General features: G+C 69.7%; 13 protein-coding genes and 1 pseudogene. 8 read left to right on the top strand and 6 right to left on the bottom strand.

The genetic code is table 11. From position 1 onward, the window contains the following. On the top strand, positions 1-1,432 hold a 1,432-nt coding region (locus tag EPN98_RS23060), incomplete at its 5' end, for a helicase HerA-like domain-containing protein (protein WP_293365287.1). 200 nt (positions 1,433-1,632) lie between these two features. On the opposite strand, the gene EPN98_RS23055 is transcribed toward EPN98_RS23060, so the two are convergent. Further along, a complete protein-coding gene (locus EPN98_RS23055; protein ID WP_293365286.1) occupies positions 1,633-2,412 on the bottom strand; it encodes an SDR family NAD(P)-dependent oxidoreductase in 780 nt (259 codons plus the stop codon). Between the two features lie 54 nt (positions 2,413-2,466). On the opposite strand from EPN98_RS23055, the gene EPN98_RS23050 reads away from it, so the two are divergent. Beyond that, positions 2,467-2,880, top strand: a complete 414-nt coding sequence (locus EPN98_RS23050) for a YkvA family protein (RefSeq protein ID WP_293365285.1) — start codon at positions 2,467-2,469, stop codon at positions 2,878-2,880. Here the strand turns inward: EPN98_RS23050 and EPN98_RS23045 are convergent, their stop codons facing one another. The 3 genes from EPN98_RS23045 to EPN98_RS23035 form a co-directional block, all read right to left on the bottom strand. Continuing rightward, positions 2,881-3,747: a DMT family transporter gene (locus EPN98_RS23045; RefSeq protein ID WP_293365290.1), complete on the bottom strand. Its 867-nt coding sequence runs from the start codon at positions 3,745-3,747 to the stop codon at positions 2,881-2,883. It lies immediately after the preceding gene. A gap of 68 nt (positions 3,748-3,815) precedes the next feature. Next, the gene (locus EPN98_RS23040; protein ID WP_293365284.1) at positions 3,816-4,673 is read right to left on the bottom strand and encodes an SDR family NAD(P)-dependent oxidoreductase; all 858 of its coding nucleotides are present in this window, start codon (positions 4,671-4,673) and stop codon (positions 3,816-3,818) included. 129 nt (positions 4,674-4,802) lie between these two features. Further along, positions 4,803-5,804, bottom strand: a complete 1,002-nt coding sequence (locus tag EPN98_RS23035) for an NADPH:quinone oxidoreductase family protein (RefSeq protein ID WP_293365283.1) — start codon at positions 5,802-5,804, stop codon at positions 4,803-4,805. 269 nt (positions 5,805-6,073) lie between these two features. On the opposite strand from EPN98_RS23035, the gene rlmN reads away from it, so the two are divergent. The 3 genes from rlmN to EPN98_RS23020 are packed head-to-tail and all read left to right on the top strand — an operon-like array spanning position 6,074 to position 8,547. Then, entirely contained in the window at positions 6,074-7,243 is a 1,170-nt protein-coding gene (rlmN, locus tag EPN98_RS23030; protein WP_293365282.1) for a 23S rRNA (adenine(2503)-C(2))-methyltransferase RlmN, read from the top strand. A 50-nt stretch (positions 7,244-7,293) separates the two neighbouring features. Further along, complete coding sequence (locus EPN98_RS23025; protein ID WP_293365281.1) at positions 7,294-7,713, top strand: DUF350 domain-containing protein; 420 nt, start codon at positions 7,294-7,296, stop codon at positions 7,711-7,713. A 3-nt stretch (positions 7,714-7,716) separates the two neighbouring features. Next, positions 7,717-8,547 carry a serine protease gene (locus EPN98_RS23020; protein WP_293365280.1) on the top strand — a complete coding sequence of 277 codons (831 nt, stop codon included), beginning with the start codon at positions 7,717-7,719 and terminating at the stop codon, positions 8,545-8,547. Between the two features lie 215 nt (positions 8,548-8,762). Here EPN98_RS23020 and EPN98_RS23015 read toward each other — a convergent pair whose 3' ends face one another. Together EPN98_RS23015 and EPN98_RS23010 are read right to left on the bottom strand one after the other, a co-directional pair. Continuing rightward, positions 8,763-10,451 (bottom strand): MFS transporter, encoded by a 1,689-nt coding sequence (locus tag EPN98_RS23015; RefSeq protein ID WP_293365279.1) that lies wholly within the window; start codon positions 10,449-10,451, stop codon positions 8,763-8,765. 76 nt (positions 10,452-10,527) lie between these two features. Next, positions 10,528-12,093, bottom strand: coding sequence for a response regulator (locus EPN98_RS23010; RefSeq protein ID WP_293365278.1), 1,566 nt, complete (start codon positions 12,091-12,093; stop codon positions 10,528-10,530). A gap of 150 nt (positions 12,094-12,243) precedes the next feature. Between EPN98_RS23010 and EPN98_RS24590 the strand changes: the two are divergent. The 3 genes and pseudogenes from EPN98_RS24590 to EPN98_RS23000 form a co-directional block, all read left to right on the top strand. After that, positions 12,244-12,423: pseudogene (locus EPN98_RS24590) on the top strand (helix-turn-helix transcriptional regulator); the annotation flags it as partial. A gap of 97 nt (positions 12,424-12,520) precedes the next feature. Continuing rightward, positions 12,521-12,889: a hypothetical protein gene (locus EPN98_RS23005; RefSeq protein WP_293365277.1), complete on the top strand. Its 369-nt coding sequence runs from the start codon at positions 12,521-12,523 to the stop codon at positions 12,887-12,889. Between the two features lie 221 nt (positions 12,890-13,110). After that, positions 13,111-13,473, top strand: a complete 363-nt coding sequence (locus EPN98_RS23000) for a hypothetical protein (RefSeq protein WP_293365276.1) — start codon at positions 13,111-13,113, stop codon at positions 13,471-13,473. Positions 13,474-13,505 lie beyond the last annotated feature (32 nt).

The raw sequence follows: 13,505 nt of genomic DNA, 5'->3' as shown, positions 1-13,505 counted from the left end.
GCTCTTCCGATCTGGCAAGACCGTGACGCTGCAGATCCTGGCCCAGGGCCTTTCGGACGCTGGCGTCCCGGTGTTCTGCGCCGACGTGAAGGGCGATCTGTCGGGCATCGCCGCCCCCGGCGCGCCCAACGAGAAGATGCTGGCCCGCGCCCAGTCGATGGGTCTGACCCTCAACCCGATGGCCGCGCCAACCGTGTTCTGGGACCTGTTCGGCGAGCAGGGCCACCCGATCCGCGCCACGGTGTCGGAGATGGGCCCGCTGCTGCTCTCGCGGATCCTCGAACTCAACGATGTGCAGGAGGGCGTGCTTTCGGTGGTGTTCCGCGCCGCTGACGAGGAAGGGCTGCTGCTCCTCGACCTCAAGGACCTGCGCGCGGCGCTCACCTACGCGGTCGATCACGCCAAGGAACTGTCGGCCCAGTATGGCAACATGTCGCCGACCACCATCGCCACCATCCAGCGCAAGCTGCTGGTGCTGGAGGACCAGGGCGGCGCCAACATCTTCGGCGAGCCCGCGCTGCAGCTGTCGGACCTGATGCGCGTCGACGGCTCGGGCCGCGGCTTCGTCAGCGTGCTGGCGGCCAACAAGCTGATCTCGACGCCCCGCCTCTACGCCACCTTCCTGCTGTGGTTGATGAGCGAGATGTTCGAGGAGCTGCCCGAGGTGGGCGACCCCGAGAAGCCGCGTCTGGTGTTCTTCTTCGACGAGGCGCACCTCCTGTTCCGCGACGCGCCCAGCTCGCTGCTGGAGAAGGTGGAGCAGGTGGTCCGCCTGATCCGTTCGAAGGGCGTGGGCGTCTATTTCGTCACCCAGAACCCGGCCGACATCCCCGACACCGTGCTGGGCCAGCTGGGCAACCGCATCCAGCACGCGCTGCGCGCCTACACGCCGGCCGAACAGCGCGGCCTGAAGGCGGCGTCCGAGAGCTTCCGGCCCAACCCGGCCTTCGACACCGCCGAGGCGATCCAGGGCCTGGGCGTCGGCGAGGCGCTGGTCTCGGTGCTGGACGAGAAGGGCGCGCCGACGGTGGTGCAGAAGACCCTGATCCGCCCGCCGGTCTCGCGCCTGGGGCCGATCACGCCGGCCGAGCGCACGGGGGTCATCGGCCAGAGCCCGGTGCGCGGCCTCTACGACGAGACCAAGGACCGCGAGAGCGCCTTCGAGATGCTTCAGGCCCGCGCCAAGGCCGCCGAGGCGGCCGTCGCCGAGGCCGAGCAGCCTGACCCTCGCGGCCGCGACGAGCGCTGGGAAAACCAGCGCGGTGAGCCCGAGCGTCGTCCGGCCGCCCGGCCTTCGAACCGCCAGGGCATGGGCGAGGCCTTCGCCAAGTCGATGCTGCGCACCATCGGCAGCCAGGTGGGCCGCGAACTGATCCGCGGCGTCCTGGGGGGCCTCATGGGCTCCAGCCGCCCGGCGCGTCGGCGGCGCTGATCGCCCTCCCTCCCTTAATGGGGAGGGACAGATCGCGAAGCGATCAGGGTGGGGAAGTGTGGGTCCGAGCGCCGACTTCGGGGAGGATCGACGCTTCCCCACCCGTCTCGCTTCGCTCGCCACCCTCCCCATTAAGGGAGGGAAACGAAAAGAGCCCCCGCTTGCGCAGGGGCTCCAATCATTCAGCGATGTCGCGCGGCTTAGCGCGGAGCCATGCGGATGGCGCCGTCGAGGCGGACGTCTTCGCCGTTGAAGTAGCCGTTGGTGATCATTTCCAGGGCCAGCGAGGCGTAGTCCTCGGCGTTGCCGAGACGCTTCGGGAACGGCACCGAGGCGGCCAGCGCCTCCTTCACCTGCGGCGGGGCGGCGTTCATCAGCGGGGTGTTGAAGATGCCCGGCAGGATGCAGTTCACCCGGATACCGTCGCCGGCCAGGTCGCGGGCGATGGGCAGGGTCATGCCGACCACGCCGCCCTTCGACGCCGAGTAGGCCGCCTGGCCCATCTGGCCGTCCTCGGCCGCCACCGACGCCGTGTTCACGATCGCGCCGCGCTCGCCGTTGATCGGCTCCAGGTCCAGCATGCCCTTCGCCGACTTGGCGATGCAGCGGAACGTGCCGACCAGGTTGATCTGGATGATCCAGTTGAAGGCGTCGAGCGGGAAGTGCTTCGTCTCGCCGGTGGCCTTGTCGCGGCTGGCGGTCTTGATGGCGTTGCCGGTGCCGGCGCAATTCACCAGGATCCGCTCCTGGCCGTGCGCCGCGCGGGCCTTGGCGAAGGCCGCATCGACTTCTTCATCCGACGTGACGTTGCATTTGCAGAAGACGCCACCGATTTCCGATGCGACCGCTTCGCCCTTTTGTTCGTTCATGTCGAAGATGGCGACCTTCACGCCCTTGGCCGCAAGCGAGCGCGCAGTCGCTTCGCCCAGGCCCGAGGCGCCGCCCGTAACCACCGCCGCGACGGATGAATTGAGTTCCATGGACGCCGAGCTCCCATATGATGGCGTGAGAAATTTCGGCGAAGGCTTAGCGCTATGAGCGCCCGGGAAAAAGCGTCACCTGACGTCACCTTCGATCCGGAGCGTGAGATCGCGCCGGACCGCGCGCTCGTGCCCGCGGTGATGAAGCTGAACGAACAGCGGGTGGACCAAGGTTTCTGGCCCAAGATCCGCCGGGTCGCGGCCAAGGTCCCCTTCGCCAAGGAGGCCTTGTCGGTCTGGTACTGCGCCAAGGACGACGACACCCCGCTGGCCGCCAAGGGGATGATGCTGGCCGCGCTGGCCTATTTCGTCCTGCCGGTCGACGCGATCCCCGATGTCATCGTGGGCCTGGGCTACACCGATGACGCGGCGGTGTTCACCGCCCTGATGGCCATCGTCGGCCGCAACCTGAAGCCCAAGCACAGGCAGGCCGCCAAGGCCGACATCGAGCGGCTCCGCGGGGAGTAGCTACGGCGCGTCGGCCTCGGCGCTCAGCTTGGCTGACCGCGCCAGCCGCTGTTCGCGGAGCGTGATGAACAGGGTCGACCCCGCCACCACCAGGGCCCCGGCGATCGTCCAGATGGTCGGGATCTCGCTGAACAGGAAGAAGCCGATCGCGGCGGTGAAGATCAGCCGGGTGTAGTCGATGGGGGCCATGGCGGCGGCGTCGCCCAGGCTCATGCCCTTGATGTAGCAGGCCTGGTTGATCACCCCGATGGCGCCCATGGCGCAGAGCAGGGCCAGGTCGACGGGTTCAGGGATGCGCCAGGTGAGGATCGCGCCGGGCAGCGAGAAGACCAGGCCCAGAAACGCCGACCAGACCAGGATCACCCGCGGCGCGTGATCGCGGGTCAGCACCTTCATGCCGGTGACGGTCAAGGCGAAGAGGAACGACGAGGCCAGCATGGCCAGGGCGGGGACGCCCACGGCGAACGCTCCGCCCGCGCCCGGCCGCACCATCAGGAGCACGCCGGCGAACCCCACCAGGGCGGCGCCGATCCGAAGGGCGCCGACATCTTCCTTCACGACGAAGATCGCCAACGGAACCAGCCACAGCGTGCGCGTGAACGACAGCGCGTTGGCGTCGGCCAGGGGCATGTGCTGGAAGCCGTAGAACGACAGGATCACTCCGATCGTCCCGGCGCTGGCCCGGAAGATCAGGATGCCCGGGCGACTGGTGGCGAACGCCGCGCCGCGATGGCGCAGGATGACCGGCAGCAGGATCACCACGCCGGCCAGCTGGCGGTAGAAGGTCTGCAGGGCGGCCGGATAGTCGTCGCCCAGGAACTTGATGAGCGTGGCCATCGCCGAGAAGGTCACGGCCGACAGCAGCATCCAGAGCGCGCCCTGGGTATTGTGCGACAGGCCCGAGAAGCGGCCTTGGGAGGGCGCGTCCGGCTCGGTCACGAGTCTTGCGGCTGGGAGAAGGCGTCCCCGAACAGCTCTGCGAACGGCGAGAGGCCGCTCTGGTCCCAGCTATGGCGTGAGCCCACGGTAATGCCGCCGTCCACCACCAGATGCGTGCCGGTCACGAAGGCCGAAGCGTCCGAGGCCAGGTAGAGCGCGGCCTGGGCGATGTCGTCGGGGAGGCCGGCCTTGGGCACCGGCTGCACCTTGGCGGCGTTCCCGGCGACGCGGGCGGCCATCTGGTCGGCCACGGCGCGGGGCAGGCCCAGCGAGGCGCCAAAGATCGAGGTGGCGATCAGGCCGGGGCAGATCGCGTTCACCCGGATCCGCTGCGTGCCCAGCTGGGCGGCGGCCACGCGGCTCATGTGGATCACGGCGGCCTTGGCCGACGAATAGGCGATCGGGCCCCAGCCGGCCTGCAGGCCCGCGATCGAGGCGGTGTTGACGATCGAGCCGCCGCCGCGCGCCAGCATCAGCGGGATCGCGTGCTTCATCCCCAGGGCGGGGCCGCGCACCAGGACGTCGTAGATCCAGCTCCAGGTCTCGGCCTCGATCGAGGCCAGTTCGCGCATGCCGTCCGAGATGCCGGCGTTGTTGAAGAGAATGTCCAGGCCGCCGAACTCGTCCGCCGCCAGCTTCAGCGCCGCGGCGATCTCGGCCTCCTTCGTCACGTCGCAGTGGGCGTAGCGGACGCGGCCGGGGAAGCGCTGCTCCAGCATCGCCCCCTTCTCGTCCTGGATGTCGGCGGCGACGACGCGGGCGCCCTCGGCAACGAACAGCTCAAGCGTTCCCAGCCCGATCCCCGAGGCCCCGCCGGTGATCACCGCCACCTTGCCGTCCAGCCGCCCCGCCATGCGCATCCCCTCGGTTCCAGGTTATCGGCGATCAGTAAGAGCGTCGCCGAGTGGCCGCAACGACGTTCCTCCCATGCCAGCCGAGATCAGCCGATGGCGCGCGCTCCGGCAGGCTGCAGAGGGGAGTCCTTAGTCGACGGTGACGACCACCTTGCCCAGGGCCCTGCGGCTGGCGAGGTGGGCGATGGCGTCGCCGGCGCGGGCCAGGGGGAAGCGCTCGGAGACGAACGGCTTGATCTTGCCCTGCGCATACATTTCCAGCAGCTCGGCCACGTTCTTCTGGTGCTTCTCGGGGTTCTTGGCCACCCAGCCGCCCCAGAACACGCCGACGATCTGGCAGCCCTTCAGCAGCGCCAGGTTCAGCGGCACCTTCGGGATCTCGCCGGCGGCGAAGCCCACCACCAGGTAGGTGCCTTCCCAGGCGATGGAGCGCAGCGCGGGCTCGGCATAGGCGTCGCCGATCGGGTCGTAGATGACGTCCGCGCCGTTCGGGCCGCAGGCGTCCTTGAACAGGCCCGCCAGCGCCTTCTGTCCGTCGCGGTCGAACGGCCCCTTCGGATAGACCACGCCGGCGTCGGCGCCGTGCTTGATGCACAGGTCGACCTTCTCCTGGCTGGAGCAGGCCGCGATCACGCGCGCGCCCATCGCCTTGCCCAGCTCGACCGCCGCCAGGCCCACGCCGCCGGCCGCGCCCAGCACCAGCAGGGTCTGGCCCGGCTTGAGGTTCGCCCGCGCGTCCAGCGCATGCCAGCTGGTGCCGTAGGTCATGATGAAGGCGGCCGCCTCGTCATAGGGCATGGCGTCGGGGATCTTCACCAGCCGGTGCGCTTCCAGCGCCAGCTCCTCGGCCATGCCGCCCCAGCCGGTGTTGCCCAGCACCCGGTCGCCCGGCTTGATGTGGGTGACGCCCTCGCCGACCGACTTCACCACGCCCGAAATCTCGCCGCCCGGCGCGAAGGGGCGGGACGGCTTGAACTGGTACTTGTCCTCGATGATCAGCACGTCGGGGAAGTTCACGCCCACGGCCTTCACCGACACGACGGCCCAGCCCGGCTTGGCCTCGGGCGACGCCACGTCCTCCAGCACCAGGGTCTCCGGACCGCCGACCGCCTTGCTGAGCAGAGCTTTCATGGACGTATCTCCCGCGTCGATTTCGAGTTTAGCGGCGACCCTAGCGGGTTCGAACAGATGTTTGAAGACCTCCCTCCCTTAATGGGGAGGGACAGGCCGCGAAGCGGCCAGGGTGGGGAGGTTTGGGTCGGAGTGCAGAGGTCGGGGAGGATCGACACCGCCCCACCCTGACCGCCTGCGGCGGTCTGTCCCTCCCCATTAAGGGAGGGAGATTTGGCGCGAACCGCCGCCTCACCTATATTCCGCCCCTTCCAGAAGGACCTGACCCCTTGGGCGTGACCCTCGATCTCAGCCGGGCGCCGGCCACACAGCTTGCGCCGAAGGCGCCGAACCTGACGGGCCTCTCCCGCCAGGAGCTGGCGGCTGCGCTGGTCGAGGCCGGGGCCGTGCCGCCCGAGAAGGCCAAGATGCGGGCCAGCCAGGTCTGGCGTTGGCTGCACCACTACGGCGTCACCGACTTCGACAGGATGACGGACATCGCCAAGGAGCAGCGGGCCAAGCTGGTCGAGTCCTTCAGCCTCGCGCGCCCGGAAGTGGTCGAGCGCCAGGTGTCCAAGGACGGCACCCGCAAGTGGCTGATCCGGATGGGCCCGGGCATCGAGGTCGAGACCGTCTACATCCCCGACGTCGGCCGCGCCGGCGCGCTGTGCGTTTCCAGCCAGGTCGGCTGCACCCTGAACTGCACGTTCTGCCACACGGGCACCCAGGCCCTGGTCCGCAACCTGACCGCCGCCGAGATCGTGGCCCAGGTGCAGGTGGCCCGCGACGACCTGGAGGAATGGCCCTCGCCCAAGGAGGACCGCAAGCTCACGAACATCGTGTTCATGGGCATGGGCGAGCCGCTCTACAATCTCGACAACGTGGCCCAGGCCATCGACATCATCGCCGACAACGAGGGCATCGCGATCTCGCGCCGCCGGATCACGGTGTCGACCTCGGGCGTGGTCCCGCAGTTGCAGCCGCTGGGCGAGAAGACCCAGGCGATGCTGGCCATCTCGCTGCACGCCACCAACGACGAGCTGCGCGAGAAGCTGGTGCCGCTCAACAAGAAGTACCCGCTGAAGGAGCTGATGGCCGGCATCCGCGCCTATCCGGGCCTGGGCAACGCCAAGCGGGTGACCTTCGAGTACGTGATGCTGAAGGGCGTCAACGACAGCCCGGCCGAGGCCAAGGCCCTGGTTCAGCTACTCAAGGGCATCCCCGCCAAGATCAATCTGATCCCGTTCAATCCATGGCCTGGGACCGAGTACGAGTGCTCGTCCTGGTCGACGATCGAGCAGTTCGCCGCGATCCTGAACCGCGGCGGCTACGCCTCGCCGATCCGCACGCCCCGTGGCCGCGACATCCTTGCCGCCTGCGGCCAGCTGAAGAGCGAGAGCGAGAAGATGCGGGCGTCGGCGCGACGGAAGGTAGCGTCGGGCGAGGCCCCTTCGGAATAGCTTGGCCGTCGTGATAGGACTTCGCCCGCCATTCGGGGACGAGCTTTCGCATGCCGACACCATCACCTGAGATCCAGGCCTTCGCCGCCGGCTTCCCGGTCTTCCTGGCCCACGCGGGCGTCACGGTCATCATCCTGGTCGCGGCCGCGGCGCTCTACGTCCTGCTGACGCCGCACAAGGAAATCACCCTCATCCGCGAGGGCAACACCGCCGCGGCGCTGTCGCTGTCGGGGGTTCTGGTGGGCCTGGCGATCCCGCTCTCCGCGTCGTTGAAGGCGTCGACCAACGTTATCGAGATCGGCCTCTGGGGCGCGGTGACCGTGGTGGTCCAGCTGCTGGTCTTCCGGCTGGTGGACATGATCCTGCGCGGCCTGCCCAAGCGCATCCAGGAGGGCGAGCTCTCGGCCGCCGCGCTGCTGGTCGGGGCCAAGCTCGCCACCGCCATCGTCATCGCGGCGGCGCGCAGCTAGCACATGCGCTTCCCGCGGCTGCCGGACTGGGTGGTCTACGCCGCGATCGTCGTGGCGGTGCTCTTCGCCGCGCGTGGCCGCGACGAGCGCACCGACGCGCCGCCGCCGCCGCCCAAGAGCGCCGAGCCGCTGGGCGAGGTGGTGGGGCCGGCCTCGCCGTTCGATCCGGCGGTGGTGGTCGATGTCCCCGAGAAGACCGGTCCTGCCGCCGGCACCGCCTTCTCCATCGGGCGCGCCGGCGTCTGGCTGACCGCGCGCCACGTCGTCGACGGCTGCGCCAAGCCGGTGATCGTCGTGGGGCCGGGGACCGGCGTCGCCGTCAGCGTCAAGGTCGATCCCAACAGCGAGGCGGCGCTGCTCTTCACCGAGGGTGGGGCCGCGCCTTTGCCGCTGGGCCTGGTCGAGCCCCTGCGCCGCGGCCAACGCGCCTTCCACCCCGGATTCCCGCAGGGCGAACCCGGCGAGGCCAGCTCCCGCCTGCTGGGCCGCGAGACCTTGGTGGTGCGGGGCCATGGCGCCCGCAGCGAGCCGGTGCTGGTATGGGCCGAGACCGGCCGGACCGAAGGCCTGCAGGGCACGCTCGGCGGCCTCTCCGGCGCGCCGGCGCTGGACGCCCAGGGCCGGGTGCTGGGCGTCACCATCGCCGAGAGCCCGCGACGCGGCCGGATCTACACGACGGCGCCCGAGATCGTCCGCGCCACCCTGGCCGCCAACGGCCGCCGCGCCGACGTCACCGCCACCGGCGAGCCCATCACCCCGCAGAACTACTTCATCGTCTCGGACGACCTGCGCCGCGAGCTGCAGGTGGCCCAGGTGATCTGCCTGGATCGCTGAGTTACTGCCTTTCCCACGAAGTGGGAGAGGGGGACCGCACGCCGAGGCCGCAGGCCGTAGAGCGGGTGGTGGAGAGGGCATGCCTCATCAGCGGTCGGTGAAGCTGAACGACTGAGCCTGAGGTAGAGGAGCAATCCGCCTTGTGGGCCGCGCGCCCTTCCCACCACCCGCTCTTCGGCGGGCGGTCCCCCCTTCCCACTGCGTGGGAAGGGCAGCTACTCCGGGCCCGGCTGCCGCCGCGCAACCATGAACGCCAGCACGATGGCCACGACGCCGATCAGCGACGAGTAGATGAAGAAGACGAGATAGCCCGCCCCCAGCGCGGCCGGACTCACCTGCGATTTCTCCATCGCCCCGGCGAACGCCTCGGGCGGCAGGCGTCCGAACATCGCCTTGAGTCCCGCCATCGGCCCGCCGACATCGGCCGCGGCGGCCGAGGACTCCACGATCCGCCCGGACTGCGAGGCGATCAGCTTGCCGGGCAGCGCGTAGAGCGAGGAGAACAGCGCGTACTGGGTGGCGGTGAATCCCGCCGAGGTCAGGCTGGACATGTAGGCGATCAGGCAGGTGCCCGAGACGCCGCCGGCGATGTTGTCCACGCCGATGGCCACGAACAGGGCCCACAGCTGCGGCCCCTGCAGCGCCAGCCAGCCGAACGCCAGGTTGCTGATCGGGCCTGCGAAGGCGCCGATCACCAGCGCCCGCATCATCCCCAGCCGCGCGACCAGGAAGCCGCCCAGGCCGACGCCGATCACGGTGGCCACCACCCCGAACACTTTCCGCACCTCGGCGATCTCGATCTTGCTGAAGCCCAGGTCGGCGTAGAACGGGTTCATGATGTTCAGGACGAAGTCCGACAGGCGGTAGAGGCAGATCAGCGCCAGGATCAGGGCGGCGACACCTTTGTAGCGCTTGAGGAAATCGACCAGCGGGTCGCCCAGCGCCGCGAACAGGTAGACGCCGGGCCGCGTCTTCAGGCCCGGGATGGGCAGGATGGCCACGACGATGATCCCGAGGCCCGCGGCGACCGACAGCAGCTGGAAGTAGACGCCCTGAGGCTTCATCTCCCATGCCGCCTTCACGGCCTCGGCGGCGGCGGGCAGGCCCAGGCTGTTCAGGCCGGCGGCCAGCAGCGAGGCGTCGGCGGCGAGACCCGAGCCCAGCAGCAGCGCCCCGAAGACGAACACCGCCAGCCGCGCGATCCACTCGGGCAGTTCCAGCGCCGGGCGACTGGGCACGCCCTCGGCGTGGATCGGCCGGATCACATGTTCCTTCTCACGTGGCGCGCCCAGCACCCCTGCGACCCCGGCCAGCATGAGGCCGGCCATTACCGCGTACGAGGCGCTCCAGCCGTAGCTCTCGGCGATCAGCAACGGCGCGGCGCCCGCGACGATCATCGCGATCCGATAGCCCCACTGGTACGCGGCGGCCATCGCGCCCTGTTTCTCGGTCGGCGCGGCCTCGATCCGCCAGGCGTCGATGACGATGTCCTGGGTGGCCGACACAAACGCCACCAGCGCCGCGAAGGCGGCCATCAGCGCCAGGTCGCGCGCGGGATCGACGCCCGAGATCATCCACAGGCCAATCATCAGCAGCACCTGCAGAACGATCATCCAGCTGCGCCGGTGACCCAGCAGGCGCGTGAGGCCCGGCACCTGGGTGCGGTCGATCAGGGGCGCCCAGAGGAACTTCAGCGAATAGCTGAGGGTCGCCAGCGCGAAGATCGAGATGACCTTCAGCGACAGGCCGGCCTCGCGCAGCCAGAGCGACAGGGTGTCGAAGATCAGCAGGTTGGGCAGGCCCGAGGCGAACCCCAGCGCCAGCATCACCAGCGCCCGGCGCTCGACAAAGACGGCCAGCGCGCTCAGCGCGCCGCGCTTGGGCTCCGCGGGTTCAACGCTCACTCGGGTCTCCGCGCCTCAGGGCCCCCTGCCCCAGACCGCGGACCTTGGCGCGCGCCGCAGGCGCCGTAAAGGCGGGCTACTTCGAGGCGCGGACCTTCGTGCGCTCGCCCTTCGAGATCGGCGTGCGCGCCTGGGCGCGGGGGCCGGTCCAGCGGGTCAGCGCGCCGCGCAGCGCGTCGGGCGACAGCGGCTTCACCAGGAAGTCATCCATGCCCGCGGCCAGGCAGGCGTGGCGGTCGTCCTCGAACGCGTTGGCGGTCAGGGCCACGATCGGAGTCTCGACGCCGTCGGCCCGCAGGCGTTGCGCCGTCTCCTGGCCCGACAGGCCGGGCATCCGCATGTCCATGAAGATCAGGTCGTAGGCGCCGGTCTCGCAGGCCGCCAGGGCCTCCGCGCCGCCCACGGCATGCTCGACCTCGCAGCCTTCGCGGCTGAGCAGGGCGCGGGCCAGCAGCGCGTTGATGGGGTTGTCCTCGACCAGCAGCACACGCGCCCCGGGGGCCGCGGCGGTGGCGATCCGCTCGTCCTCGCGCGCGCTCTGGCCCGCGGGGGCGGCGACCCCGGCGGCGATCAGGACGCGCTCGGCGATCGAGGCGCGGCGCAGCGGCTTGATGAGGTAGCCGGCGAACCCGGCGCGGCGATAGCGGGCGATCCGGTCCCGTTCGTCGGGCGCCAGCAGCACGATGGCGGGGCGTTGCAGCGGCGGCTTCAGCGGGCCGCCGTCGGCCGCCAGGCTGGCGTCGACCAGGATGACGTCGCCCGGCTTTGTGCGGGCGATGGCTTCGGCCAGCGCCTCCGTGACCACGGCCTTGCCGCCGCTGGCCTCGATCTGCAGCCGCGCGGCGTCGCGCACGATCGGGTTGGGCGAGGCGACGCCGACGGTGCGGCCGTCCAGCGGACGCGTCGGCGCCAGGCCGGGCAGGGCCGGCAAGGCCGCCTCGAACCAGAAGCAGGCGCCGCCGCCTCTTGCGGCGTCCACGCCCACTTCGCCGCCCATCGCGTGGGCGAGGCGGCGGGCGATGGCGAGGCCAAGGCCCGCGCCGCCCAGGTCGGCGTGGGCGGCGTCAGCCTGGGCGAACGCTTCGAAGATGCGGTCGCGGTCGGACTTCGACACGCCGGGCCCGGTGTCTTCCACGGCCAGCCGCACGCGTCCGGGCTCCGGCACGGTGGCCGTGATCAGGACGCCGCCGCGTTCGGTGAACTTCACGGCGTTGCCGGCGAAGTTGAGCAGGATCTGGCGCAGGCGGCCCTCGTCGGCGTGGATCTGGGCCGGCGACGCGGGCGCGGCCCAGGCGATCTCCAGACCCTTCTCGCGGGCGCGGGGCGAGAGCAGCTCCGCCACGCCCCGCAGCAGGCCTTCCAGTTCCATCGGCGCCGGGTGCAGCTCGACGCCGCCGGCGCCCAGCTTGGCGAAATCCAGCACGTCGTTGACCAGAGTCAGGAGGTGCTGGCCACTGTCGTGGAGCGCGGACACATAGGACTTCTGCTCGGCCGTGAGCTTCGTGCCCTCGAGAAGGCGCGCCATCCCCAGCACACCGTTCAACGGGGTGCGGAATTCGTGGCTCAGTGAGGCGAGCTGTTCCGCGCTGATCTGGGCACGGGACGGGCGACGCTCGGACAGGGGGCGGGTCGGTCTGCGCATGGGGCGCAAGGCTTAGGCGTCAGGGCTTAACGGCAGGTCAAGCGCCAGGGCGATGCGCAATAAAACAACGCGCGGCGGGTGAATCCTCTCGTCAAAGTAGACGAGACGCGAAAGCCGTCGTTTACTGCGGTTTAAGGACTGGAGTGGGCGTTGGCTGACATCACGAACGCTGTCGACGTATTGACGCCGCGGGAGCGTGATTGCCTGCGGCTGGTCGACCAGCATCTCAGCTCAAAGCAGATCGCCCGCGAACTCGGCATGTCGAAGACGTCGGTCGACACCTATTGCGATCGCGCGCGACGCAAGCTGGGCGTGGACGACCGCTTCCAGGCCGCCCGCATCCTGCGCGAGCTCGACGTCGGCTCTGTCCTGACTGAATCAGGACACGACACGATCAGGACAGACACCTCATCCCGAAGCTGGCCCGATGGGCTCGCAACGGATCGAGGAGCGTCAAATGGGCGAGTGGCCGAACTTCGAGAACAGAGCGGTGATCGGCAGGGCGCTTCGCCTCCGCCGGGAAATCGACGACTTCGAGGCCCGCTGGCCGGCTCTGGCGAAGCGGGAGGAAGTTCTTCCGAGCTTCTCCTGGACCCAGCTGGAGCGGCAGCTCGTGGACCTTTCGGCGACGCCGGCGCAGGCGGATATGGCCAGGCACCTGGTTTCAGCCACCCGCAAGCTGGCGCCCTTCAAGCCGCCGGAAATGGTGCTTCGCGAGATTTTGTGCCTGACCTGGGTGCTGCTCGACGAGAACTTCAAGGGCGAACCCGACCTTGGGGTCTCCGGAATGAGCTGAGCCCGCTCGCCAGGCTCGGTGCGATCGTCGTGATCGCCGTCGTCACGGCCCTCGCCTTCGGGGGCATGCTGGCGGGGCTCCACGCGCTCAACGACCTGGCGTCTAACCTGCTGAAGGCCTGAGGCCCCGCGTAAATTAACGCAAAGCCTCCACGGCCAAGAAACCCCCTTTCCCGAAACTGTAAACGCGGCGTTACCAGGCGCCGCGCACGGAGAGAACTCATGCTCAAAGAACGCCGCCTGGCGGCCGAGCAAGTTGCCGGCGCCCTTTTCGAAGCCGAGGCCGCGATTGACGCGGCCCTCGCCAAGACCGCCCAGCTGACAGGCGTGATGCCCAGTCTGCGCAAGATGGCCGGAGCCTCGGCCCTGATTGGCCAGGACGCTGTCGAGCGCGCCAGCGAGGCCATCATGGCCCTCGCCGAGGCGCGCCGCGCGATCGTCGAAACCCACAAGGAGCTCAGCATCGTCCAGGGCCAGATCGGGCTGGGGGCGGTGACGATGAACGGGGACGCGGGCGAAAAGCCGCCGCCGCAGGGCGTCGAGACTCACCGCGTGCGCATGCGCTCACTCCGCGTCGCCTCGTAGCGGTACCAACATCACGCATCATGCGTATGATG

Source organism: Phenylobacterium sp., assembly GCF_004299445.1.
Lineage (GTDB): Bacteria > Pseudomonadota > Alphaproteobacteria > Caulobacterales > Caulobacteraceae > Phenylobacterium.
The sequence above is the reverse complement of the archived record's forward strand: the minus strand, read 5'-3'. Positions and strand labels throughout refer to the sequence as shown.